The following is a 22577-nucleotide window of genomic DNA, read 5'->3' as shown; positions in this document are numbered from 1 at the left end:
TGTTTCCTCCCGGGCTCCCCGAACCGGGAGCACATATTTCAATCAAAAAATTCTGCGACCGTAAAACCAGCCGGCCTCAATCGGTGACACCGGAAACGCTCATCAGCGTGAACAGGCCCGTGGCGACATGAATCTGGTCGCCGTCGTCAAGTCCGTAGACATCCGCCTTTGCGATCGTCAGCGTCCGCCCCGGTTTGACCACCCTGCCCCGCGCCAGCAGAACCGGCTGCCTGGCCGGGTTGAGCAGATTGATCTTGTATTCGCTGGTCAGCACGCCGAAGCCGGGTGCAAACAGGCTCAGCGCGGCATACCCGGCTGCGCTGTCGGCAATCGACAACGTCGCGCCCGCATGGAAAAACCCGTGCTGCTGGGTCAGGTCGGGTTTCATTGCAAGCTCAAGATCGACAGCTCCCGGTGAGACATGCGTCATCCGGGCACCGAGATGGGTCATGAACGCCTGAGCGTCGAAACTGGTTCTGACCCGGTCTTTCCAGTTCGGGTCCCTTGGCGACAGATCCATCATGCCTCTTCGGCCCGCGTGCGCCCGGCAAGCTCCGACATGCGGACCATTGCGCCGGCCTCGACCTCGTCCAGCTCCAGGAGGGTCAGTTCGATATCCCGCTGTTTTTCAGCCAGTTCCGACCGCCGGGCGGCAATCTTGTCGAGCAACAGGCGCAATTGCCCGCTTTCCCCGGGCGAACTGCCGTACATCTCGATCATTTCCTTGATCTCGTTCAGGGAAAACCCGAGGCGTTTGCCGCGCAGGATCAGCTTGATGCGGGTGCGGTCACCCGGCGTATAGAGCCGCTGGCGCCCCCGGCGCGTCGGCGTCACCAGCCCCTGGGCCTCATAGAAACGCAGCGTCCTTGTGGTGACATCGAATTCCTGGGTCAGCTGGGTAATCGTAAAATAGCGCTGCATGCCCGCTCCTTGTTGGGGCGAACAGTTCAGTGTTTTTACGTTAAAGTCAACTCATCTGCTTTTAGGCTGATAAAACATGAGGTTGATCAATCACAACCGAAGACTGTCAAGATCCGAATCCGGGTGCAGAACATTGAGGTCGACCTTGCTGGAAATCCCTTCGACCCGTCCCCGGTCGTGATATTGCCACAAGGTCCAATCCGGCGCATAGTCCGGGGAGTGCCAGATCGACCGCGCCCACAGGCGCCGGTTGAGGCCCCGTCCCTTCAGATAGGCCCCGTGAAATGCATCCGGCGCATAGAAGATCACCTGTTTGCCCAGGGCCTGCTCGACAAGGTTCGTGAACGCGCTGATCTCGCTCAGAACGTCGTCGGCGGGCGGGCGACTGTCGCAATTGCCGGTGAACTCCAGATCCAGCATCGGCGCCAGCATGGAGCTGTCCCGGGGCAGCACGCTCAGGAAGTTTTCCGCCTGTTTGACCCCGGGCTGGCACAGGCTGAAAAAATGATAGGCCCCGCGCGCCAGCCCGGCGCTGCCGGCACCTGCCCAGTTGCGTGCGAAGGCTCCATCCTTGAAGTCACCACCCTCGCTCGCCTTCATATAGACAAAGGCGACATCATCGGCCGCGACCCGGGGCCAGTCGATATCTCCAAGATGATGGGACACATCAATGCCACGCACGGGAAAATCATCCCGGTCCGGTTCCCAGTTCATGAAGAAAAACGCCGCTCCGCCAATTGAGATCACGCCACCGACCACAACATAGAACAGGGTCCGCAGCATCGTTTGCAAGACATTCATTGCACCACCACCCGACAGCTCCGTATTGGATCTCAAACTGACCCGAAACTGCGTGAAAACGGTTAAGATTCACGACAAGAAATTCGGCCAGAGCGGCGCGGTGGCGAGTTCCAGGACATTGCCGTCCGGATCGTTGAAATAAAGGCTCGTGCCACCGGCAGGCCAGACAACCTCACTGATCACCTCGACACCCGCGCCGGCCAGAAAGCGGCGCCACGGCTCCAGTTGACCGGCGGAAACGCGGAACGCGAAATGGCTGTGTCCGTTGGTGTCATGGCCCGGCACGACGCCGCCTGCCGTCGCCACATCGGCGCCGGTGTGGCCACGGTGAAACACCAGCAGCGCCTGCGCGGGACCGGCGTCATAGGCATAAAGCCGGTCGCCGGCGACCATGCGCTTGAGACCCAGTATTTCCGAATAAAATGCATGCGCTGCGTCCATGTCGTCGACATAGACCGCGGTCTCCAGAATGCCGTCAATTTTCGGTCGCATATCCGTTCCCGTTTCCTGCCCGTGCCCTGATTGCGTCCTTGCTGTCCGACGCGCCCCGAGCATACCTCTGCAAGCGGAGCTGTCGAGCCTTGCCATGAGCACCTGGCGCCGCCGCAATCCAGTGGATGCGCCTCTCTTTCCCCGCGCGGCTGTCGCAGATGACCCGGAAATCAAGGCAATGGCCGGCATTCTCCCGGACAAGCGGACTGCGTCCGGGAGAATGCCGGCAGGGCATCGGACTTGCCGGTTTGACCGGGGGCGTCCTCATCCCCCGCTCACCGGTCGCAGCAGTGTCAGACGACCGTCAGCTTCACATCGATGTTGCCGCGGGTCGCATTGGAATAGGGGCAAACCTGATGCGCCTTGGCGACAAGATCCTCGGCGGCGGACTTCTCAAGCCCTGGCAGGGAAACCTCCAGCGCCACGGTCAGCCCGAATCCGCCCGCCGAACGCGGCCCGATACCGACCGTGGACGTGATCGACGTGTCGGCGGGAACCGCGATATTCTCCTGGCCACCGACGAATTTCATCGCCCCGATGAAGCAGGCCGCGTAACCGGCTGCGAACAGTTCTTCCGGGTTGTTGCCGTTACCACCGGCTCCCCCGAGTTCCTTCGGGGTCGACAGGCTCACCTTGAACGAACCGCTCAGGGTCTCCGCGACACCGTCACGGCCTCCGGTCGCCCGGGCCCTGGTTTCATAAAGCACATCTACTGACATCGGTTTTCTCCTTCAAACCTGGTTCACGCGCCGGTCAATTTTATATCGCCTGCGTTTTTATCGTGTACGATATATATTATTCACAACCGGACGCGACTTGTAAAGACCAAAGGGTTGCGATCATATCGTGCGCGATTTATAACGGCTTCATGAATGACAAGACGAACCAGATGTCACTGCTGGACGCGATCGGTCTCTCCGAACCCGAAAAGCCGGGAAAGCCGAAGAAATCCAGAAAGGGCGCCCCGGAGACTGTCGAAACAACCGCGAAAAAGCCACGCCGCAAGGCTGCCAGATCGACCGGCCCCATACCCGCGTCCGATGCGGACATTCCGGCAAATGCGGCCAAGCCGCCCTCCCCGGCCGCACTCGAAGACATCCCCGGATCTGTACCGTCTCCCGCCGCTTCCGCTGACCGGTCCCTTGCAAACGGGGAAGAGATCGCCCGCGATCATCTGCCCCTCGACAGGTTTCTCTGTTTTGCGCTTTATTCGGCCAACCACGCCATGCACTCGGTTTACAAGACCCTGCTGAAGGAGATCGGCCTTACCTATCCCCAGTATCTGGCGATGACCGTTCTTTGGGAAAACAACAACGTTCCGGTCGGCACCATCACATCGAAACTGCAGCTCGATACCAACACGCTGACACCGCTCCTCAAACGTCTCGAGACGATGGGTCTGGTCACGCGCACCCGCAACCCGAAGGACGAGCGCCAGGTCATCCTGAAGCTGACCCGCAAGGGCCGCGCGCTGCAGAAAAAAACCACCCACTTCAGTGCCTGCGTCCTCTCGGGAACAGGCCTGGAAATGGACGATGTCCTGGATCTTCAGTCCAAAGTCATGACCCTGCGCGACAACCTGCGCAAGGCGGGTCTGGAAAGCTGAGCCTTCCCCCCTCGAACAGGGCGCCGGACTAGAGCGGCAGTCCGAACCAGAGGGCGGCGATGCCGAGGAAGGCGAAGAAGCCGACAATATCCGTGACCGTGGTCACGAAGACGCTGGAGGCAATCGCCGGATCCGCGCCGACCTTGTCCAGGGCGATCGGGATCAGAAGGCCGGACAGGCCGGCAAACAGCATGTTGATCACGATTGCCCCCGCGATCACCACGCCGAGCCCCGGACTTGCGAACCACAGCCAGGCCGTCAGGCCGATCAGCAAAGCCAGCACAACACCGTTCAAGGCACTGACCAGTATTTCCCGGTTCAGGACGCGCATCATGTTGCGTGCGCTCAGTTCCTGGGTCGCGATCCCGCGCACGGCCACGGTCATGGTCTGCGTCCCCGCGTTGCCGCCCATGGAAGCGACGATTGGCATCAGCACGGCGAGCGCCACCATGGCTTCGATCGTGTCCTCGAACAGGGCGATCACCACGGAAGCCAGCACCGCGGTGCCGAGGTTGACGACCAGCCAGGCCAGCCGCGAGCGTGCGATGGTCACGACACTGTCTGAAATCTCCTCGTCCCCGACCCCGGCAAGGGCGCGCAGATCCTCTTCGGCCTCTTCCTGGATCACGTCGACGATGTCGTCGACGGTCAGGACGCCGACCAGCCGGTCGTTCTCGTCGACCACGGCGGAAGAAACGAGGTTGTAGCGCTCGAACCGCCGGGCGACTTCCTCCTGATCTTCCGTCGCCAACACGGCCTGGCGGCTTTCCTGCATGATGGACGTGACCTTCTCCTTGCGCTTGGTGCGCAGGATCTTGTCGAGATGGACCGAGCCGAGCAGCTTGAAGGCCGGATCGACCACGTAGATCTCGTAAAAACTGTCCGGCAGGTCGCGGGCTTCACGCATGTAGTCGATGGTCTGGCCGACCGTCCAGAACGGTGCGACAGCGATGAATTCACTCTGCATGCGCCGGCCGGCGCTGTCTTCGGGATAATCGAGCGCCTTCTGCAACTGCGCCCGGTCGGCATAGGGCAGCTCTTCCAGGATCGCCGCCTGGTCGTCCTCGTCAAGGTCTTCCAGAATGTAGACGGCGTCGTCCGAATCGAGGTCTTCCAGACCCTCGGCGATGACATCATGCGGCAGGTCCTCCAGCAATTGCAGGCGGACCGCCTCGTCGATCTCCGTGAGCGCGGTGTAGTCGAAGTCGTCCCCGAGCAAGCGGACAAACGCCGCCCGGTCTTCCGTTTTGAGGGTTTCCAGAAGATCGCCGGTGTCGGCTTCGTGCAGATCGGCCGCAAGCGCCCCCAGCGCATCACCGTCATTTGCCTGGATCGCGGCTTCGACGGCGGCAATGAATTCCGGATTGAGGTGCTCTTCCTCGTCGCGAACCGCGATTGCCGGACCGGGAGTGGCGGCCTTTTCAAGCTCCGCTGCTTCGCTCATCCGGCACCTCCCTTCATCACGCGTCGATCACTCCCGGCGAAGCGGCGCCGGGCCTTGTGCCCAGAACTATCGTTTGCCGTTAGAAAGCGCCACAGGAAAAGCGGGCCGGTTCAAAGTCTCGCACCAGGCGGCATTGGATCGGTCGGTTTACGGCGGATAAGCCGACACATCGGCGCACCCGAGCACGGATGACCGTACAGCCATTTCAAGCCGGATCAGAAGCCCGGACACGACTTGGCGCGCGCCGACTGGCGCAGGATTTCGAGATAGTCGCGTGCCTTTTCGGGCAGGATGGCCTCGCTGTCTGAAATGCAGCGCTTTGCCCGCTGGAAGGCGCGCCGGGCCCTTGCACTCTTCAGGCAGACCCGCCCCTCCGCCAGGACTTCCTGCTCGACATACCAATGCTGCTGGCAGGTCATCGCGCCGAACCGACCTGGATTGACGGAGAGGCTTTGCGCTGCCCCCGGCATCACCGTGAGGCTGACCATAACGCCCGCCAGCGCCGAGACCTTCAATGGCCCGGGCCACAAACGTCTGGCCCGTGCGGCAGATGTGTTCATGCCGTCAGGTCTCCTTGGGATCGTCGCCGCTTCCGCAATACGGCACGGGACACCGCGTCACGGTCACCTGCATTCCCGGCAAAATTGGGGCTGCCGCTGGCACGGCAGCACCTTCCCTCATGCCAATGCGAGCCTCAGCGCGCACATTCCGGAGGAAGCGTGTCCATGGTCCAGTCGCTCACCTTCATGGCCGGCAGGGATGTCTTGAACGTCTTGCCGTTGTGAACGCCCTTTCCGGTGAGCAGATTAACGTCGCATTGTCCGGCGGCATCCGGGTCAAGCGTGTCGTAATAGGTGTAGGTGTAGCCTGCGACCACGAACGCGCCGCGGCGGTAGGCGATCGTCAGGATCTGCTCCCAGCGTTCCCGGCCGACGGCGGAATTTTCCGAATAGATCTTCAGAGATCCATGGTCCCTGGCTTCGAGCCACGGCTCCTGGCCATACATGCCGCCGCGCCAGACGATGTCGCTGGCATGGACGGTCTGTTTCCAGCCGTCGCCCGCGTCCGTGAAAATATAAAGGTCTGCGCCCTCCTCGGTTTCGGCGAGCACGGCCCGGTAGCGCAGAATGTCGCCATCCACCGGCACGGTCGCCGATCCGGCAACGGCCTCGGCCGGGATCATGGCGCTCTGGGCCGCGGCGGGCAGCGAATGGATCGCCAGCAGCAATGCCGCAACGACACATACGGCAACAGGGAAACGGAACTTTGACACCATCACGGTTCTCCGGGACGCATTGGCCGGCGGCCGGTCGTCGCCGCTCGCCGTAGCGACTGTTTCAGGAAAGGAGAGGAAAGCACATCACGACAGCGGTCAAAAGCCCCCGGGCGAATTCCATCATCGAATTGAAGCAGGTTCCGGATCCGGGGCGTCAGGAATCAAAAAGGCCACCCGGAGGCGGCCAATTGAAGCAACTCGTGTTGCTGTTCGAATGGTGCGGTCGAGAAGACTCGAACTTCCACGGGTTTTACCCCACAGCGACCTCAACGCTGCGCGTCTACCAATTCCGCCACGACCGCATATTCGATTGTTCCCGGCGCCTGTCAGCGTCGAGGCGCTCCATGTAGCAAAAGGACTTTGGGGGCGCAAGTGCCGATTTCGCAATAATTCACAAGTGCATGGTTTTCCACGCGCCGGAAGGTTTCAGCAGCTCAGAGCGGCCCGTCGGTGCGCATCGGCCGGATTTCGGGTGGCCGCAGCAGAACTTCGGTGATCGAAATCCCGATGCGTTCTCCAAGCAGCACCACCTGCCCCTTGGCCACCAGGGTGTTGTTGGCGTAGACCTTGACGTCATCATCCTCGGAAACGTCCAGGTCGATCACGGCACCACGCCCCATGCGCAACAGCTGGTGAACGGGCATCTCGTTCTCGCCAAGCACGACGGAAATATCGACATTGATCTCATCGAAGGTGGTCATCTGACGCCTTGATCCTTAAATAGGGCGAACACCCGCCAGCGCTTAACCATATCACGGCACGGCAAGCCAGCTCAAAAAACAATAGAGTGTCATCCACATGTCACCCGCTGAAAGAGACGCCCTTTCCCTGAGTTTTCTGCCTGAATCCGGCTCTCCGCCGGTGGAATGGCGGATTTCGGACGATCCGGTCGATTACGAGACCGCGCTTCGGGAGATGGACGACCGGGTCCAGAGAATCATTGCCGGCGACGCCGGCGAACAGATCTGGCTGCTGGAGCATCCCCCGCTTTATACCGCCGGAACCAGCGCGCAGGACAGCGATCTGGTGGCTCCGGACAGGTTCCCGGTCTATCGCGCGGGGCGCGGCGGACAGCACACCTATCATGGCCCCGGCCAGCGGGTCGCCTATGTCATGCTCGACCTGAAGCGGCGCCAGCCCGATGTGCGCGCCTTCGTGTCCGCGCTCGAAGCCTGGCTGATCGGCACGCTGTGGCAGTATCATCTGCGCGGTGAACGTCGCGAGGACAGGGTCGGCGTGTGGGTCCGGCGCCCGGATCGCGGTGCCGACCACGAAGACAAGATTGCCGCCATCGGTATCCGGCTGCGCAAGTGGGTCACGTTCCACGGCATCAGTTTCAATGTCGAACCCGAGCTGGAGCATTTTTCCGGCATCGTTCCATGCGGCGTCACCGACCATGGCGTCACCAGTCTGGTCGATCTCGGCATCCCGGTGACCATGGCGGAAAACGACAGCGTTCTGCGCGCGGAATTCGAAAAGATCTTCGGTCCGACAGCGGACGCCTGACACTTCCGCCCCTCCACCAGTGGGACCGCGCGCCCTGCACTCAGGCCGTACTTTCAGGATTGGGCGATCAGGACTGGGCCATCAGGACTGGGCCATCAGGACTGGGCCATCAGGACTGGGCCATCAGGACTGGGAACGCAGAAATGCCTGCAAGCGTCCCGGACCTCCCGGCGACCAGCCAAGTGTCCTGAGCCTGTCGATCGCCATGACACCCGGTGCGCCGTCCCCCGGCACCGGCAGAGCCCGGTCCAGGCCGATGGTTTTTGAATAGAGCCGCAGCAATTCGTGCCGGTCCAGGAGCAGGTCGGACACGTTGAAGATCCCGAAGGGACTGCTCGCCTTCAGGTCCTGCCGCAGCATCAGGGCAACGGCTCCGGCAAGATCGTCGCCATGGACTTCCGTGCCGATCCGCGGCGGTACAGCTTCTCCCCGCCTGAAAGTCTCGAAAAGATCCGACCATTTGTGCCCGGCCCTTCCGGGCGGGACCCCGTAAACTCCGGTCGCGCGCAGCACACTGCCTCGAAAGCTGACGCCGCAAAGCGCTTGCAGAGCCCGTTCGCCGGCCAGTTTCACCTCGCCGTAAAGCGAATCCGGCAGGGGTTCGTCCGTTTCCAGCAGGATTTCGCCGCTGCGGTGATCGCCATAGACCGCCCGGCTGGATAAAAACACTGCTTGCCGGCAACCGGCCCTTCTGGCGGCCTCGAACAGCCGCCGGGACCCGTCCACATTCACGCTCTGAAACGTTTCGGGATCCGAGCCCTCCCCGCCGCGAAACCTGCCCGGTTCGTGCAGCAGCGCGCAATGCACCAATGCGTCGGCTGCCGGCAGGTTCGGCACCGGATCAGCCAGATCAAACCCGCTGAACGCAACTGAAGGGTCATCGACCGGGCGCCGGCCCAGAGCCGTCACCCTGCATCCGTCCGCCAGCAGCTTGCGCATGACGAACCGTCCGATATCGCCGCTCGCGCCTGTCAGGAGGACATGCATTCACGACACCTTTCGGTCGGCCCATTCCCGCGGACCTGGAAGTCCGGCAATATCCTCCGGGATACCGGTTCCGGTGGCAAAGGCCTGCCAGAGGTCGATCAGGGGCCGCAGCCGCTCCGATTTGTCGTGGCCGTCCTGCCAGGGTTTTTCGTACTGGTAATGCAGGATGTGGATCCGGTTCCAGTCCCATAGGTCAGGCAGGTTGAACCAGACATATTGCAGCATGTTGTAGAACACCGGCAGGCCATGCCACTCCGGAAACCAGCTTTCCAGAAAAGTCTGGTCCGTCCGCCGCCAGAAGGCCTCCGGCCGGTCGAGGCGCTCGAGCATGGCCGCATAGGTCGCCTGGCTCGGACGGGCGGTGAAGACACCGCTGTTCATGCGATGGAAGTCCTGCAGGCCTTCATAGACATTCGGCGCCGCGCAGAATTCCGGATAGTCGAACAGCTTGTCGCAGGTCTTCAGAACCAGCGCGTCCGCGTCGATGAAGACGACCTTGTCATACGCGTCGAGCTGCCAGAGACGCAGTTTCACGAAATTGTCCAGCGGCGTGTGAAACACCGGCTTGCCGCCCTTGGCGAACGGCGCCGCCGTGTGCAGCCGGCCACGTTCGTGGCGTTCGTTGAAGGCCTCCGACGTCGGCAACCGGTCACACCGCCCCAAGCACGGATCGAACTCCTGCAGCACCGACAGATCGGCGTCCTCGACGCCCGGAGTGACCAGGACCACCAGATCCGCCGCCGTGCCGGTCCGCCGGAGCGAACGCAGCAAGGCGGACGCACCGAGCACGTAATCGCGGTTGGTCACCAGCGTGACATAGGCGGTTCTGGCGCCCGGGGCGCGGTCAAACCGGGGAGCATCCTGCATCTTCCGTCCTCAGGAGACCGACTTGAGCCTGGGATGTTCCGGATCCCGCTCGATCTCTTCCCCGATCTGCTTCGTCCAGGCAGATACCGCCGGGACGCGGCTGCGGTCGACGCGGTAGGAATAGGTCTTGGCGACATCGACCACCTCGCTCAGCAGCCCTTCCTCCAGCGTGATCGGGTTGAGACCCAGCTCCAGGAACTGCTTGTTCTCGACCACCAGATCGTTTTCCGCGGCTTCTTTGCGCGGGTTCGGCAAATGAGCCACCTTGGCGCCGGTGAGACGCGAGATCATTTCCGCGAGGTCGCGGACGCGGTGGGTTTCGGTCATCTGGTTGAACACCTTGACCTTGTCGCCCCGTACGGGCGCGTTCTTGAGCGCAAGCTCGATGCAGCGCACCGAATCCTGGATGTGAATGAACGCCCGTGTCTGTCCGCCTGTGCCGTGCACCGTCAGCGGATAGCCGATGGCCGCCTGGATGAGGAATCGGTTCAGCACGGTGCCGTAATCGCCATCGTAGTCAAACCGGTTGATGAGCTGCTTGTGGCGCTGGGTCTGCTGCGTATGCGTGCCCCAGACGATGCCCTGATGCAGATCGGTGATCCGCAGCCCGTCATTCTTGGCGTAAAACTGGAACAGGAGCTGATCCAGGCATTTGGTCATGTGATAGATCGAGCCCGGATTGGCAGGATAGAGAATGTCCTGGCTGGCCTTGTCCCCGCTGAGCGTCTCCACGTCGACGGACAGATACCCTTCCGGGATCGCCGCACCGACGCTGGAATAGCCATAGACGCCCATGGTGCCGAGGTGCACGAGATGGGCATCGAGGTCCAGCTCCACCATCGCGTTGAGCAGATGGTGTGTGGCGCTGACGTTGTTGTTGACCGTGTAGTTCTTGTGGTGATCCGATTTCATCGAATAGGGAGCTGCGCGCTGTTCCGCAAAATGGATGATCGCGTCCGGCCGGGTTTCTCCCAACCACGCCTTGAAGACCTCGTAGTCCCTGGCGATGTCAATCAGCTGGAAGCGAATCGTGTTGCCGGTTTCCTGTTTCCAGATGCGGGTGCGTTCCTGGATGGAGTCCATGGGCGTAAGAGACTGCACGCCGAGTTCGGCGTCGATCCACCGCCGGCTCAGATTGTCGACGATATGGACTTCGTGTCCCTGATCGGACAGGTGCAAGGATGTGGGCCAGCCGACAAAACCGTCACCGCCAAGTATCGCAATCTTCACAGAAAATCTCCCTGGGTTATTCCGGCGGAGCGAGCGGACCGCTCCGATTGCTCCATTTGAGAGATCAGATCATTGCGATATTTCCGTGACAACTCAACATCGAACTTCGAAATTGATACAGGAAGAGGCGAATGGTCACGGGCATTCCGGCAGGTTTGTCAGACTGTTGCGCAGATCTCGAAGCCGCTGTCGACGGGATCGACCGGCTCCAGATCCCTGACAAGGCTGACGCGGGCCAGCGACGGTCCCTGCCAGAGCACATCCAGCATGTCCACCACCGTGTCCGACGGCCCCGAAAAGACGGCTTCGACGGCGCCGGACGCATGGTTCCGGACCCAGCCGGAAAGCGCGCGCGCCACCGCCTGGTCCGCGCACCAGGCCCTGTAGCCGACACCCTGCACCCGGCCCTCTATCAGTACGTGAACGGTCAATGTGTCCGCCGTCATGAAGCACTCCTGTCAGCCGCTGCGGCAAAGATTAGTGCGCTTCGGACCGGGTGGCTAGGGCGTTTGCCCGCGCCATGCGCTTCTGTTCGTCCAGCATCACCAGCAGCGACGCGCCGACGATCACCAGCGCGCCCGGCCAGAAGGCGCCGGCCGGGGCGAATCCGAAGGCGAAGAACCCGACGGCGATGTTGAGCGGCAGCTTCAGATGGTCGAAGGGCTGCACGAAGGTGGCATCCGCCTTCTGATAGGCGAGCGTCAGCAGGTAGTTGGCAAGCACCGTCAGGACGCCGGCGCCGACCAGGAGCCAGAGAGCCGCGCCGGAGGGCACGATGCCGCCCTCGCCCAGCGCCAGCAGAGCGTTGACCGGTGTCAGCAGAAGCAGCAGGTAGACCGTGATGGTATCGGCATGCTCGGTCCGGGTGAGCTTCTTGGTGACCAGCGAGGTCCCCGCCCAGAACGCCGCCGCTCCGACGGGCAGAAGGGCCGCCAGGCTGAAACTGTCCGTCCAGGGCTCCAGAATGATCATTCCGCCCGAAAAGCCGGCAAGCGTCGCCAGCCAGCGGACCACGCTGACCCGCTCGCCGAAAAACAGCTTGGCGCCGAGAATGACGAAGAACGGCGACGTCATCACCAATGCGATCGCCTGCCAGATCTCGACTTGGGCCAGACCCGCGACCCAGAGCTGGATGCCGATCACGGCGAAACCGGCGCGCAGGAGATGCCATCCGGGTTGCCGCGTCTTCAACGCCCCCGGCCCGCGCCGCAGGACTAAGGGCAAGGCCACCAGCAGGCCCAGCGCATATTGCCAGAAGGCGGCCGATGTCGACGGGACGCCAAGTTGCATCGTCGCGCCCTGGAGGGCGCCGTTGACCAGTGCGAAACAGGCCCCCGCCCCGACCATGGCCAGCGCGGCAAGAAGTGATTTCCGGGAACTGTCCGGCATGGCATGCCCTTCTGTGTGATCCGTTCCATAGTCCATCAGAACAGTCTCAACAGACACGCGCCCGCACCGCCCCGGCTGGGGCTTGCGGCCAAGTTCTCTCTCATCCGGACTTTCAGGTGGATCCCGAGTGTCGAAATCACACCAACCGTCGGCTCCGGCCTCTCACCGGATCTGCTGACCCTGACAGCGCATAGATAGGTGCTGCCGCCAGGCGCTCGCGGGCTCCAGGTCTCCCTGATACCGCCGGTGGGGAGTTTCACCCCGCCCCGAGAACTGTTCCCTCAGCGCTGTTTACGCGTTGGCCGGCGCCTTTGCAACGCTGACAGGCCTAAATTTTCAGTATCGCTGAAATCTGCTCGGGCCTTTCGGCAATCAATATCGGTCTTTCCGCCTCCAGTTCCTCCCGGCTGCCATAGCCCCACAGGACCCCGACTCCGGCAACGTCATTGGCGTTGGCGCCGATGAGATCATGCTTGCGATCGCCGATCATGACCGTTTCCGACGGCCTGATTCCCTCCTGCCGCAGGATATGGCCGATCAGCTCCGCCTTCGCCGACCGTGTACCGTCCAGCTCGGAGCCGTAGACCTTGCCGAAATACGGCGACAGACCGAAATGCGCCACGATCTTGCCGGCGTAGACATGCGGTTTGGACGTACACACATGAAGCGTCGCGCCTGCATCGCGCAGCGCTGCGAGACAGTCCACGATACCGTCGATGAGCCCATTCTCGAAAAGGCCCGTCACCGTGTACCGCTCACGGTAGAAGGCAACCGCCCGGTCGAGTTCGGTCCGCTCGTCTGTTCCAAGGAGAACCTCGAAGCTGTCCCACAAGGGCGGCCCGATGCACCAGCGCAGATCTTCCGCGGCCGGCACCAGGCTTCCCATCTTCTCCAGAGCATACTGGATGGAGCGGACGATCCCCTCGAACGGATCGGTCAACGTCCCGTCGAGATCAAAGAGCAGTGTTGGGCTGGTCAAAATTCACCTTTCGAAACAACATCTTGCCAAGAGCCTATCCGGCATGGTCCTTGTGGAGATAGATCACCAGGTCACCAAGCTGCCGGTAGACGGAGTAGTTCTCTTCAATCCAGCTTCCAACACGCGCGCCGGTCGTTTCCGAAAAATACCAGGGCGGCATGTCTTTTGCGACAATGAACGCCGGCTTCAGGTCCATCAGCCGGCCGACTTCGTCACCGGACACATAGCCCGCATCGGCCAGGGGCCTGTAGACCGAACTGTCCGGGTTGATATTCGCCGGATGGGTGAGCGCCCGCGAAAGCGGAACGGAATTCAGATACATGTGCACGATTTGATAGTTCATCGCCCAGACCCGCTTGTCGGCGATGTCCGAGGCAAGAATGACCCGCGCAGCTTTCTGGACAAAATGGGCATCCTGCAATCTGCCACGATTCTCGAACACGCCGATTGCCGATGGCAGCGTGATCGCCAGTGCCCCCGCGACCATGACAAGAACGCCCGCAACACCCGCTCCGTGCGCAATACGGGATCCCGTGGCCCGCGAGATCCCGCAGGCAACGAGGACAGCCAGCAGCGGAAAGACCTGGTTCCAGTAGTGGGAATAGGCGGCGCCTCCCAAAATGATGGACAGCAAGACCGCGATCAGGACGAAACCCGTTGCCAACACGGTGCGCTCACCCAGCAGGAACGTTCTGCCCGAACGCCCCGGCAGTTGAATTGCCAACACGACAAACGCCCCGGCAAGAACAAGCGTCGCACTCGCGAACACCAGCGGTTCGTGCAGGATCCTGCCGCCCCAGTAGACCGCGTGCGCGCTCAAGGTGTTCATGATGGAGCCGTCTTCCCGCGACGCATAGGAGATCGGCGCATCAATCATCGCCAGCTTCAAGGTGGCCAGTTCGCCCTGCGCGGCGTAAACGCCGACCAGCAACACGACAGGCACCATACCGCCCACGATATAAGACGACACTCTTCCCGCAGCGCCACGCATCCCCTGGCCGCGCAGCACGATCAGGAGATAGATCCCCAGTGTCACGGCAACCAGACCGAGATTGCTTCGGGTCAGGACCGCGAGGGACACCAGCAATCCCGCGGCGGCAAGACGCGCGGGCGTAAGCGACGGGGAAGAGGCCAGGTAAACGGCCGGCATGAGAAATGCCATCGCCAGATGCTCGGTCTGTGTGTGCTGGGCAAATCCGGACGCACTCAGGCTGACCAGAAACAATGTTCCGAGCCCGGCGCTGAAAGCGCCGGCAGACCGGCTGGCGGTCAGAAACGTGAAACAGCAGATCACGATCAGGCTGGCATCTCCGAACGCCCTGAGGGACCACAGAGTGTCACCGAAAACGCTCATCCAGCCACCGAGGGCCAGGAACAGGACCGGTGGTTTCAGATCGAACAACTCGACAAATGGCAGATGTCCGCGCGCTACACTCTGCGCCATCAGGGCAAAGGTGCTCTCGTCCCAGTCCAGGACCTCCGTGGACAAGGAACCGATCTGGGTCAGCATCACCAGAACCGCGAACAGCAGCATCCAGATCAGGTTGACCAGAACCGCGGTCTGCTTGTCTTCTGTGACCAGATTTTCGCTATCAACAGCCATGCACGCCCCGCCCGGATCAATCAGCGGCCGAACTCAAACAGAACCCGCGAGAAGTCGCAAGCCCCTGAAACCCCGTGTTGACGGCAGACACGATCGGCCCGGATGGAACATACTTTGGCCAGCCCGGCAGGGACCGGCTGCCCGGCGCCCCTGAGGGCGCCGGCTTTTGATCGCCCAGGCTGCAGCAAACGGAGGGCTGCCGGGCTCAGGAAAATTCCATGATCACCGCATCCACGGCAAGACTGTCGCCGGGGGCCGCCTTGATGGCCGTCACCGTGCAGTCCCGTTCGGCGCGCAAGACGTTTTCCATCTTCATGGCTTCCACCACCGCAAGCTGCTCGCCTGCCTTCACTTCCTGCCCTTCCGCGACGGCGATCGAAACCACAAGGCCCGGCATCGGACACAGCAGCAGCTTCGATGTGTCGGGGGGAAGTTTTTCCGGCATGAGCTGGTCAAGCTCGGCAATGCGCGGGGTCATGACTTTCGCGATCACCGAATAACCCTGCCAGTCGAGACGGTAGCCACCGCGCACGGGCCGCACCTGAACCGTGACCTGCCGGTTTCCGATCGTTCCGGACCACAGGGGATCCCCCGGCGCCCAGTCGGCCTCGACGGTCACGACAGGTCCATCGCCGATCGCTACGTCCATTTCCACGGGTGTGGCGGGATAGCCGGCAGCCAGGCGGATCGGCACGTAGGTCTTGTCCAGCTTGATCACCCAGTCCTCGCGGATGGCGCCCGAATGCGGCCTCAGCCGTCCGGGCAGATGATCCAGCCGCTCGCGCTCCAGCGCGCCCATCGACAGCGTCACCGCCGCCAGGACAGAATAGGCGGCCGCGTCCGGCTGCGCCGGTGCAAACCCATCGGGATATTCATCGGCGATGAAACTGGTGGACAATTGTCCGGAGCGCCAGCGCGGATGGTTCATCAGCGCCGTCAGGAACGGCACGTTGTGCTGGATACCGTCGACGTAGAACGCGTCCAGCGCAGAACTCATCGCATCGATCGCCTCTGCGCGGGTCGGTGCATGCGTGACCAGCTTGGCGATCATCGGATCGTAGAACATGGAAATCTCCGACCCCTCGACGACACCCGTGTCGTTGCGGATCGTCACGCCGTCGCTGGCCGATTCCTCCGGTGGCCGATAGCGCACCAGCCGTCCGATCGACGGCAGGAAATTGCGGTAGGGATCTTCGGCATAGATCCGGCTTTCCACCGACCAGCCGTTCAGCTTCACATCGTCCTGCCTGATCTGGAGCGCCTCGCCCGCCGCGGACCGGATCATCTGTTCCACAAGATCCACCCCGGTTATCAGTTCGGTCACCGGGTGTTCGACCTGCAGGCGCGTGTTCATCTCGAGGAAGAAGAAACTCTTGTCCTGACCGGAAACGAATTCGACCGTTCCGGCGCTGTCGTAATCAACGGCTTTTGCCAGGGCGACCGCCTGTTCGCCCATCATCCGGCGGGTGTCCTCGTCGAGCAGCGGCGACGGCGCCTCTTCGATGACCTTCTGGTTGCGGCGCTGGATCGAGCATTCCCGTTCGCCCAGATAGATTGCATTGCCGTGCTTGTCGCCCAGAACCTGAATTTCGATGTGGCGCGGATTTTCAATGAACTTTTCGATGAAGACCCGATCGTCGCCGAAGGACGACGCGGCCTCCGATTTCGAGCGGACGTAGCCGTCGCGAACCTCTTCGGCGTTCCAGGCAACGCGCATGCCCTTGCCGCCACCGCCGGCCGACGCCTTGATCATCACCGGGTAGCCGATATCCGCGGCGATCTCGACCGCCTGGTCCGCCGACTCGATCACGCCGAGATAACCCGGGACAGTGCTGACACTGGCCTCGTTGGCGAACTTCTTGGATTCGATCTTGTCGCCCATGGCTTCGATGGCGCGCGGATTGGGACCGATCCAGACGATACCCTCCTTTGCCAGAGCGGCCGGAAAGCTCGCGCGTTCCGACAGGAACCCGTAGCCCGGATGGACCGCCTCGGCCCCGGTCTGCTTGCAGGCCGCGATGATCTTGTCGGCGACGAGATAGGACTCCGCCGCCGCCGCCGGCCCGATATGCACCGCTTCGTCCGCCATTTCCACATGCAGCGCATCGCGGTCCGCATCGGAATAGACAGCAACCGTGCGGATGCCCATACGGCGCGCGGTCTTGATAACCCGGCACGCGATCTCACCCCGGTTGGCGACAAGAATTTTCGAAAACATGAATTTCCACCCGACTGGCCTGTTTTAAAAGTTGTAGGCCGCGCCAGATCGGCACGCAACTTATCCAAAGGGCGAGACGTGTTTTTGCGGAGCCTGCCGAAGAGCCGGTTCCGGGAGCGGTGACAAGATTGTAATTTATCCGAATATTAATAAACTTATTGCAGTAATTACTTGTGCAAACGAGGAATTCAGATGATCAGACGCGTTGCAGGCGCCCTTCTCGCCAGTATGCTGTTATCGCCCGCAGCACTCGCTGCTAGTGCCGGCAAGTGGAACAGTGGCGAGGTCAACGGCTTTACACGCTACTGGACCACCAACAGTTCCGGAGCGAGTTTCGTTGTCTGGTGTCACCCTGAGCGCAAGGTCAACGGCACGCTTTTTCATATCCTGATAGACGGCAAGACTCCGGCGCCCAACACCCGGATCAAGCTGGTTCTGGACAGGGAAATTCTTGAACTTCCCGTCAACAATCAGGGCTATATCGACACCGGCTGCGCCACGTGTTCCGACAGTTTCGGCTACATCTGGCACCGTATGCGCGCCGCCCACTCCATGGCCGTCAAGTTCTATGACCAGCGCTATGCCGGTTTCTCGCTGAAAGGCGCGCCGGAGATCCTGCCGGGGCCGGTCTGCCCGACCGACTGGCAGAAGAAACAGCCGAACAGCTGATCAGCGCCTCAAATTCAATGCCCACCGCACAAATTATCCCCTTCAGTGGAACACCTTGTTTCTTAAGGATTCCTTAGGCAGCCTATGTAATTTTTCCAATGATTATTTGGACGGGTCTGATGAATCGGATTATTTTTCTACTGGGTGTCTGCCTGATGATTGACGCATCGCCTGCCGGTGCTGCCGAGGCAGGCATCTGGCGCAGCGATACCGCGCATGGCTATGAGCGTTACTGGACCGAAAACAAGGACGGTGCCCGGTTTGCCATCTGGTGTCCGCCCAGCCACGATATCAAGGCGGCTCTTATCGGGATCGACATCAACGGCCGGTTGCCGGCCCCGGATACCGTTGTTCGGGTGGAACTGAACCGCAAGCTCATCAAGTTCAAGGTCGGTCACGACGGATACATCCACAACACCTGCGCCTCCTGCCCTGACAACCTGACCTATTTCTGGCACCAGATGCGTTCCGCCCCGAGAGTCATGGTTCTGTTCGACGACAAGCGATATGCGGGTTTTTCCCTCCGCGGCATCCAGAAGGCGACACCGCACTCCGTCTGCGCCAGCCAACTGTCCCGGAACACCCGGTAGAACGCGCAATCGGCCCATCCGTGCTCAGGGTCACATTTCAGCCCGCCTCCCCGGGTCATAATCCACACTCATTGGTACAAGAACCAGAGGAAGTCGCAGGAGCCGTGCGCGTACAGGTGCCGGCGGCCGGGTGACTTCGGACCCTCAGGAGGCAGAAATGCGGAAGAACCACTTGCTTGCAACGGCGCTCGTCCTTGCAGGGCTCGGCATGTCCACGGCAGCACAGGCCCGGCCGGATCTTCGCCAGATGACCTGCGGACAGGCCCAGAACCTGGTCCGCCAGCACGGCGCCGTTGTGTTCACCACCGGCCGGCACACCTATTCCATGTTTGTCTCGAACCGCAGCTATTGCGACCGCAACCAGGTCCTGTTCACCCAGTTCGGACCGACCCGGGATCATCCCAAATGCCCGGTTGCCTTCGAATGCAGGGAACCCCTGTTCGAGCGCGGCCCCTTCAGACGCTGGAATTGACGCCGCCGGCAGGGCGCATCCGCCCGGCCGTCTTCCGCTCCGGTCACACCTGCACGGGCCCGTATCCTAAAGCGGAATATTGTCGTGTTTTTTCCACGGCATTTCGGCCTTCTTCGATCGCAGCAGCGCCAGAGCCTTGGCAACACGGCGCCGCGTCGAATGCGGCCGGATGACATCATCGATGTAGCCGCGCTCCGCGGCCACGAACGGATTGGCGAACCGGTCCTCGTATTCCCGGGTGCGCTCGGCGATCTTGTCCTTGTCGCCCAGTTCCGAGCGGTAAAGGATTTCAACGGCGCCCTTGGCCCCCATCACGGCGATTTCCGCGCTCGGCCAGGCATAGTTGATGTCGCCGCGAATGTGCTTTGAACTCATCACATCGTACGCGCCACCATAGGCCTTGCGCGTGATCACGGTGATCTTCGGCACGGTTGCCTCCGCATAGGCGAACAGAAGCTTGGCGCCATGCTTGATCAGGCCGCCATATTCCTGGGACGTGCCCGGCAGAAAGCCGGGAACATCGACAAAAGTCACCAGCGGGATGGAAAAACAGTCGCAGAAACGGACGAAACGGGCGGCCTTGCGGCTCGCATCCGAATCCAGAACCCCGGCAAGCACCATCGGCTGATTGGCGATGATGCCGACGGTCCGGCCTTCCATCCGGCCGAACCCGGTCAGGATGTTTCCGGCAAAACTGCCCTGGATTTCATAGAAATCGCCTTCATCGACCGTCTTCAGGACAAGTTCCTTCATGTCGTAAGGCTTGTTCGGATTATCCGGAATGAGAGTGTCGAGGCTGGTGTCGATCCGGTCCGGATCATCGAAGTGGGTCAGCTCCGGGAGATCCGACTGATTGTTCATCGGCAGAAAATCGATCAGCCGGCGCATCTCCTGAAGGGCTTCCACATCGTTGTCGAACGCACCGTCGGCGATGGAGGACTTGGTCGTGTGGATCGAGGCACCGCCCAGTTCTTCGGCGGTCACGGTTTCATTGGTCACCGTCTTCACGACATCCGGGCCGGTCACGAACATGTAGGACGTGTCCCGGACCATGAAGATGAAATCGGTCATGGCCGGAGAATAGACATCGCCGCCCGCGCAGGGTCCCATGATCAGGGAGATCTGCGGGATCACGCCGGAAGCCAGCACATTGCGCTGGAACACCTCGCCATAGCCGCCCAGCGCCGCCACACCTTCCTGGATGCGGGCACCGCCGGCATCGAACAGACCGATGATCGGGGCACGGTTCTGCAAGGCCATGTCCTGCAGCTTGGTGATCTTTTCCGCATGGGTCTGTGACAGCGACCCGCCAAAAACGGTGAAGTCCTTGGAGAACACATACACCGTCCGGCCGTTGACCGTGCCCCAGCCGGTGACCACACCGTCTCCCGGGATGTGCTGTTCTTCCATGCCGAAATCGGTGCAGCGGTGCTGCTTGAACATGTCGAACTCCTCGAAGGAGCCCTCGTCCAGCAGGATTTCGATCCGCTCGCGCGCCGTGAGCTTGCCCTTGGCGTGCTGCGCGTCGATCCGGCGCTGCCCGCCGCCCAGGCGCGCCGTCTCCCGGCGCTGTTCCAATTCGGCCAGAACTTCTTTCATCCGGTCCTCCCAAAACTGCCAAACTCGCTGTCATCATGCCGTATCATGGCCGCCTTTTACAGGATAGTCAGCACAAGGGCCTATGGAAGCGGGGAAGCCTGCGGAACACCCGAGGCCGGGCGCCGGGTAAGGACGCTCGCGCATCCCTGTCCGCTGGCCACTGACACCGCTCCCGACCAGCGGTGCCACCGGCCACGGATTTGAGTTTTCTCAGGCCGTTCTACCGGCATCCGGGCGCCTCGGGCGGGAAAACGCCGCCCCCGCCGACACAGGGACGAGACCCGAGAGGCCGCGAAAATTGACGCCGCGTCCCGTTTTTTGGCGGCTGCCAGTTTTTTGCCTAACTTGAAGGCACCGCCGCCGCGACATTGTTCTTTGACACCTTTCAGAAATTTGCCATCATTGCTCAAGAAGGTAGCATTGACGAAGGGGAGGCCATGTCGGACGAACGCACGTTCTTCAACGAAATGCTCGACGAGACCGGAGCGCCGCGGCAAGCCTATGCCAGGCTTGCGAACTGGCTCGAGGAAAAACCCGCGAATTTCCTGTCCCGCAAGAGCAGGGACGCTGAAACGATCTTCAAGAGGCTGGGCATCACCTTTGCGGTCTATGGCGCCGAGGATGCCACCGAACGTCTTATCCCCTTCGATCCGATCCCGCGTGTCATATCCGCTGCCGAGTGGCGCCGCCTGTCCGCCGGCATCGACCAGCGCGTGCGCGCCCTCAATGCCTTCCTTCATGACATCTATCACCGCCAGGAAATCCTGAAGGCCGGCCGGATCCCGGCCGATCTCATCCTGCAGAACGAAGCGTTCCTGCCCGAGATGGCCGGCTTCACACCGGCGCGCAAGGTATATGCCCATATTATCGGCACCGACCTGGTCCGCGTTTCGGAAAACGAGTTCTACGTTCTGGAGGACAACACGCGCACACCGTCCGGTGTTTCCTACATGATGGAAAACCGGGAAATCATGATGCGGCTGTTCCCGGAGCTCTTCCAGAGCCACCATGTCGCTCCGGTGGAATATTATCCCGAAAACCTGCTGCAGACCCTGGAGAGTGTTGCGCCGGATCCGTCAAAGTCCAGTCAGACCATCGTCGTGCTGACCCCGGGCATCTACAATTCGGCCTATTTCGAGCACGCCTTTCTGGCCGATTCTATGGGTGTCGAGCTGGTCGAAGGCCGCGACCTGTTCGTCGACGCCGGTCATGTCTACATGCGCACGACGCGCAAGCCGAAGCGGGTCGACGTGATCTACCGGCGCATCGACGATGCGTTTCTCGATCCCCTCACCTTCAATCCTGGCAGCATGCTCGGTGTCCCGGGCCTGTTCGACGCCTACCGGGCCGGAAACGTGACCATCTGTAACGCTCCGGGCACCGGCATTGCCGACGACAAGGCGATCTACGCCTATGTGCCGGACATCATCGAATTCTACACCGGCCAGAAGCCCATCTTGAACAACGTCCCGACCTGGAACTGCTCGCGCGAAGACGATCTCGCCTACGTGCTGGACAATCTGGCGGACATTGTCGTCAAGGAAGTGCACGGCTCCGGCGGCTACGGCATGCTGATCGGCCCGACCGCCTCCAAACGTGAAATCGCCGAATTCAGGAAGGTCCTGCAGTCCAACCCGTCCAACTACATCGCGCAGCCGACGCTGGCACTGTCCGCCTGCCCGACACACGTGGCCTCCGGAGTGGCGCCCCGCCATGTCGACCTGAGGCCGTTTGTCCTCATCGGCGACCAGGTGCGCATCACGCCGGGCGGCCTGACACGGGTCGCCTTGAAGAAAGGCTCCCTGGTCGTCAATTCCAGCCAGGGCGGCGGCACCAAGGACACCTGGGTCCTCGAGGACTGAGAACGGGAGGGTATCATGACGAGACTGAAGCGTTCCCCAGGCCGGTCAGGCCCGGTCGCAGGGAGT

General features: G+C 61.7%; 24 protein-coding genes, 1 tRNA gene and 1 riboswitch. Of the genes, 6 read left to right on the top strand and 19 right to left on the bottom strand.

Annotated features, from left to right (window positions below; genetic code table 11):
- Positions 1-76 precede the first annotated feature (76 nt).
- From AC0VX3_RS13240 to AC0VX3_RS13220, 5 genes are all read right to left on the bottom strand, one after another.
- Positions 77-523, bottom strand: a complete 447-nt coding sequence (locus AC0VX3_RS13240; RefSeq protein WP_475525075.1) for a PaaI family thioesterase — start codon at positions 521-523, stop codon at positions 77-79.
- Positions 520-921 (bottom strand): MerR family transcriptional regulator, encoded by a 402-nt coding sequence (locus AC0VX3_RS13235; protein ID WP_342892534.1) that lies wholly within the window; start codon positions 919-921, stop codon positions 520-522. The genes AC0VX3_RS13240 and AC0VX3_RS13235 overlap by 4 nt, the downstream gene beginning before the upstream one ends.
- A 90-nt stretch (positions 922-1011) precedes the next feature.
- Positions 1012-1722, bottom strand: coding sequence for a glycoside hydrolase family 25 protein (locus AC0VX3_RS13230; protein WP_475525074.1), 711 nt, complete (start codon positions 1720-1722; stop codon positions 1012-1014).
- A 69-nt stretch (positions 1723-1791) separates the two neighbouring features.
- Positions 1792-2214 (bottom strand): VOC family protein, encoded by a 423-nt coding sequence (locus AC0VX3_RS13225; protein WP_475525073.1) that lies wholly within the window; start codon positions 2212-2214, stop codon positions 1792-1794.
- A 293-nt stretch (positions 2215-2507) separates the two neighbouring features.
- A complete protein-coding gene (locus AC0VX3_RS13220) occupies positions 2508-2933 on the bottom strand; it encodes an organic hydroperoxide resistance protein (RefSeq protein ID WP_475525072.1) in 426 nt (141 codons plus the stop codon).
- 149 nt (positions 2934-3082) lie between these two features.
- Here AC0VX3_RS13220 and AC0VX3_RS13215 point away from each other — a divergent pair, with 149 nt between their 5' ends.
- Complete coding sequence (locus AC0VX3_RS13215) at positions 3083-3820, top strand: MarR family winged helix-turn-helix transcriptional regulator (RefSeq protein WP_475525071.1); 738 nt, start codon at positions 3083-3085, stop codon at positions 3818-3820.
- Between the two features lie 28 nt (positions 3821-3848).
- On the opposite strand, the gene mgtE is transcribed toward AC0VX3_RS13215, so the two are convergent.
- The 5 genes from mgtE to AC0VX3_RS13190 all read right to left on the bottom strand — a co-directional run bounded on the left by mgtE (position 3849) and on the right by AC0VX3_RS13190 (position 7241).
- The gene (mgtE, locus tag AC0VX3_RS13210) at positions 3849-5264 is read right to left on the bottom strand and encodes a magnesium transporter (RefSeq protein ID WP_475525070.1); all 1416 of its coding nucleotides are present in this window, start codon (positions 5262-5264) and stop codon (positions 3849-3851) included.
- 215 nt (positions 5265-5479) lie between these two features.
- Positions 5480-5824 (bottom strand): hypothetical protein, encoded by a 345-nt coding sequence (locus AC0VX3_RS13205; RefSeq protein WP_475525069.1) that lies wholly within the window; start codon positions 5822-5824, stop codon positions 5480-5482.
- Positions 5825-5958: 134 nt separating this feature from the next.
- A complete protein-coding gene (locus AC0VX3_RS13200; RefSeq protein WP_475525068.1) occupies positions 5959-6540 on the bottom strand; it encodes a hypothetical protein in 582 nt (193 codons plus the stop codon).
- A 215-nt stretch (positions 6541-6755) separates the two neighbouring features.
- A tRNA-Leu gene (locus tag AC0VX3_RS13195) sits at positions 6756-6842 on the bottom strand.
- Between the two features lie 132 nt (positions 6843-6974).
- Complete coding sequence (locus tag AC0VX3_RS13190) at positions 6975-7241, bottom strand: FliM/FliN family flagellar motor switch protein (protein WP_342892526.1); 267 nt, start codon at positions 7239-7241, stop codon at positions 6975-6977.
- Between the two features lie 97 nt (positions 7242-7338).
- On the opposite strand from AC0VX3_RS13190, the gene lipB reads away from it, so the two are divergent.
- Positions 7339-8046 (top strand): lipoyl(octanoyl) transferase LipB, encoded by a 708-nt coding sequence (lipB, locus tag AC0VX3_RS13185; protein WP_475525067.1) that lies wholly within the window; start codon positions 7339-7341, stop codon positions 8044-8046.
- A 123-nt stretch (positions 8047-8169) separates the two neighbouring features.
- Here the strand turns inward: lipB and AC0VX3_RS13180 are convergent, their stop codons facing one another.
- The 8 genes from AC0VX3_RS13180 to AC0VX3_RS13145 all read right to left on the bottom strand — a co-directional run bounded on the left by AC0VX3_RS13180 (position 8170) and on the right by AC0VX3_RS13145 (position 17319).
- Positions 8170-9033: an NAD-dependent epimerase/dehydratase family protein gene (locus tag AC0VX3_RS13180; RefSeq protein ID WP_475525066.1), complete on the bottom strand. Its 864-nt coding sequence runs from the start codon at positions 9031-9033 to the stop codon at positions 8170-8172.
- Positions 9034-9900, bottom strand: coding sequence for a glycosyltransferase (locus tag AC0VX3_RS13175; protein ID WP_475525065.1), 867 nt, complete (start codon positions 9898-9900; stop codon positions 9034-9036). It abuts the gene before it with no gap.
- A 9-nt stretch (positions 9901-9909) separates the two neighbouring features.
- Positions 9910-11130 (bottom strand): NAD-dependent epimerase/dehydratase family protein, encoded by a 1221-nt coding sequence (locus AC0VX3_RS13170; RefSeq protein WP_475525064.1) that lies wholly within the window; start codon positions 11128-11130, stop codon positions 9910-9912.
- Between the two features lie 158 nt (positions 11131-11288).
- A complete protein-coding gene (locus tag AC0VX3_RS13165; RefSeq protein WP_342892521.1) occupies positions 11289-11576 on the bottom strand; it encodes an acylphosphatase in 288 nt (95 codons plus the stop codon).
- 31 nt (positions 11577-11607) lie between these two features.
- The gene (locus tag AC0VX3_RS13160) at positions 11608-12555 is read right to left on the bottom strand and encodes a DMT family transporter (protein WP_475525175.1); all 948 of its coding nucleotides are present in this window, start codon (positions 12553-12555) and stop codon (positions 11608-11610) included.
- Between the two features lie 52 nt (positions 12556-12607).
- Positions 12608-12797, bottom strand: a riboswitch (FMN riboswitch).
- A gap of 50 nt (positions 12798-12847) precedes the next feature.
- A complete protein-coding gene (locus AC0VX3_RS13155; RefSeq protein WP_475525063.1) occupies positions 12848-13498 on the bottom strand; it encodes an HAD family hydrolase in 651 nt (216 codons plus the stop codon).
- Positions 13499-13532: 34 nt separating this feature from the next.
- A complete protein-coding gene (locus AC0VX3_RS13150) occupies positions 13533-15101 on the bottom strand; it encodes a hypothetical protein (RefSeq protein ID WP_475525062.1) in 1569 nt (522 codons plus the stop codon).
- Between the two features lie 205 nt (positions 15102-15306).
- Positions 15307-17319 (bottom strand): acetyl-CoA carboxylase biotin carboxylase subunit, encoded by a 2013-nt coding sequence (locus AC0VX3_RS13145; RefSeq protein WP_475525061.1) that lies wholly within the window; start codon positions 17317-17319, stop codon positions 15307-15309.
- Between the two features lie 192 nt (positions 17320-17511).
- Between AC0VX3_RS13145 and AC0VX3_RS13140 the strand changes: the two genes are divergently transcribed.
- The 3 genes from AC0VX3_RS13140 (at position 17512) to AC0VX3_RS13130 (ending at position 19050) form a co-directional block, all read left to right on the top strand.
- The gene (locus tag AC0VX3_RS13140; protein ID WP_475525060.1) at positions 17512-17988 is read left to right on the top strand and encodes a hypothetical protein; all 477 of its coding nucleotides are present in this window, start codon (positions 17512-17514) and stop codon (positions 17986-17988) included.
- Between the two features lie 119 nt (positions 17989-18107).
- Positions 18108-18578: a hypothetical protein gene (locus AC0VX3_RS13135; RefSeq protein WP_475525059.1), complete on the top strand. Its 471-nt coding sequence runs from the start codon at positions 18108-18110 to the stop codon at positions 18576-18578.
- A 157-nt stretch (positions 18579-18735) separates the two neighbouring features.
- Complete coding sequence (locus AC0VX3_RS13130) at positions 18736-19050, top strand: hypothetical protein (RefSeq protein WP_342892515.1); 315 nt, start codon at positions 18736-18738, stop codon at positions 19048-19050.
- A 66-nt stretch (positions 19051-19116) separates the two neighbouring features.
- On the opposite strand, the gene AC0VX3_RS13125 is transcribed toward AC0VX3_RS13130, so the two are convergent.
- Complete coding sequence (locus tag AC0VX3_RS13125) at positions 19117-20649, bottom strand: acyl-CoA carboxylase subunit beta (RefSeq protein ID WP_342892514.1); 1533 nt, start codon at positions 20647-20649, stop codon at positions 19117-19119.
- A gap of 437 nt (positions 20650-21086) precedes the next feature.
- On the opposite strand from AC0VX3_RS13125, the gene AC0VX3_RS13120 reads away from it, so the two are divergent.
- Positions 21087-22511, top strand: coding sequence for a circularly permuted type 2 ATP-grasp protein (locus tag AC0VX3_RS13120; protein WP_475525058.1), 1425 nt, complete (start codon positions 21087-21089; stop codon positions 22509-22511).
- Positions 22512-22577 lie beyond the last annotated feature (66 nt).

The sequence above is a fragment of the Roseibium sp. QJM3NY_11 genome, from assembly GCF_056173175.1.
The sequence above is the reverse complement of the archived record's forward strand: the minus strand, read 5'-3'. Positions and strand labels throughout refer to the sequence as shown.

Excerpts from the sequence above, each read along its gene's own strand:
- AC0VX3_RS13220 (WP_475525072.1), bottom strand. The coding sequence starts at position 2,933 with ATGTCAGTAGATGTGCTTTATGAAACCAGGGCCCGGGCGACCGGAGGC.
- AC0VX3_RS13165 (WP_342892521.1), bottom strand. The coding sequence starts at position 11,576 with ATGACGGCGGACACATTGACCGTTCACGTACTGATAGAGGGCCGGGTG.
- lipB (WP_475525067.1), top strand. The coding sequence starts at position 7,339 with ATGTCACCCGCTGAAAGAGACGCCCTTTCCCTGAGTTTTCTGCCTGAA.
- AC0VX3_RS13180 (WP_475525066.1), bottom strand. The coding sequence starts at position 9,033 with ATGCATGTCCTCCTGACAGGCGCGAGCGGCGATATCGGACGGTTCGTC.
- mgtE (WP_475525070.1), bottom strand. The coding sequence starts at position 5,264 with ATGAGCGAAGCAGCGGAGCTTGAAAAGGCCGCCACTCCCGGTCCGGCA.
- AC0VX3_RS13190 (WP_342892526.1), bottom strand. The coding sequence starts at position 7,241 with ATGACCACCTTCGATGAGATCAATGTCGATATTTCCGTCGTGCTTGGC.
- AC0VX3_RS13240 (WP_475525075.1), bottom strand. The coding sequence starts at position 523 with ATGATGGATCTGTCGCCAAGGGACCCGAACTGGAAAGACCGGGTCAGA.
- AC0VX3_RS13175 (WP_475525065.1), bottom strand. The coding sequence starts at position 9,900 with ATGCAGGATGCTCCCCGGTTTGACCGCGCCCCGGGCGCCAGAACCGCC.
- AC0VX3_RS13120 (WP_475525058.1), top strand. The coding sequence starts at position 21,087 with ATGTCGGACGAACGCACGTTCTTCAACGAAATGCTCGACGAGACCGGA.
- AC0VX3_RS13205 (WP_475525069.1), bottom strand. The coding sequence starts at position 5,824 with ATGAACACATCTGCCGCACGGGCCAGACGTTTGTGGCCCGGGCCATTG.
- AC0VX3_RS13225 (WP_475525073.1), bottom strand. The coding sequence starts at position 2,214 with ATGCGACCGAAAATTGACGGCATTCTGGAGACCGCGGTCTATGTCGAC.
- AC0VX3_RS13135 (WP_475525059.1), top strand. The coding sequence starts at position 18,108 with ATGAATCGGATTATTTTTCTACTGGGTGTCTGCCTGATGATTGACGCA.
- AC0VX3_RS13150 (WP_475525062.1), bottom strand. The coding sequence starts at position 15,101 with ATGGCTGTTGATAGCGAAAATCTGGTCACAGAAGACAAGCAGACCGCG.
- AC0VX3_RS13200 (WP_475525068.1), bottom strand. The coding sequence starts at position 6,540 with ATGGTGTCAAAGTTCCGTTTCCCTGTTGCCGTATGTGTCGTTGCGGCA.
- AC0VX3_RS13125 (WP_342892514.1), bottom strand. The coding sequence starts at position 20,649 with ATGAAAGAAGTTCTGGCCGAATTGGAACAGCGCCGGGAGACGGCGCGC.
- AC0VX3_RS13215 (WP_475525071.1), top strand. The coding sequence starts at position 3,083 with ATGAATGACAAGACGAACCAGATGTCACTGCTGGACGCGATCGGTCTC.
- AC0VX3_RS13130 (WP_342892515.1), top strand. The coding sequence starts at position 18,736 with ATGCGGAAGAACCACTTGCTTGCAACGGCGCTCGTCCTTGCAGGGCTC.
- AC0VX3_RS13235 (WP_342892534.1), bottom strand. The coding sequence starts at position 921 with ATGCAGCGCTATTTTACGATTACCCAGCTGACCCAGGAATTCGATGTC.
- AC0VX3_RS13145 (WP_475525061.1), bottom strand. The coding sequence starts at position 17,319 with ATGTTTTCGAAAATTCTTGTCGCCAACCGGGGTGAGATCGCGTGCCGG.
- AC0VX3_RS13160 (WP_475525175.1), bottom strand. The coding sequence starts at position 12,555 with ATGGACTATGGAACGGATCACACAGAAGGGCATGCCATGCCGGACAGT.
- AC0VX3_RS13230 (WP_475525074.1), bottom strand. The coding sequence starts at position 1,722 with ATGAATGTCTTGCAAACGATGCTGCGGACCCTGTTCTATGTTGTGGTC.
- AC0VX3_RS13140 (WP_475525060.1), top strand. The coding sequence starts at position 17,512 with ATGATCAGACGCGTTGCAGGCGCCCTTCTCGCCAGTATGCTGTTATCG.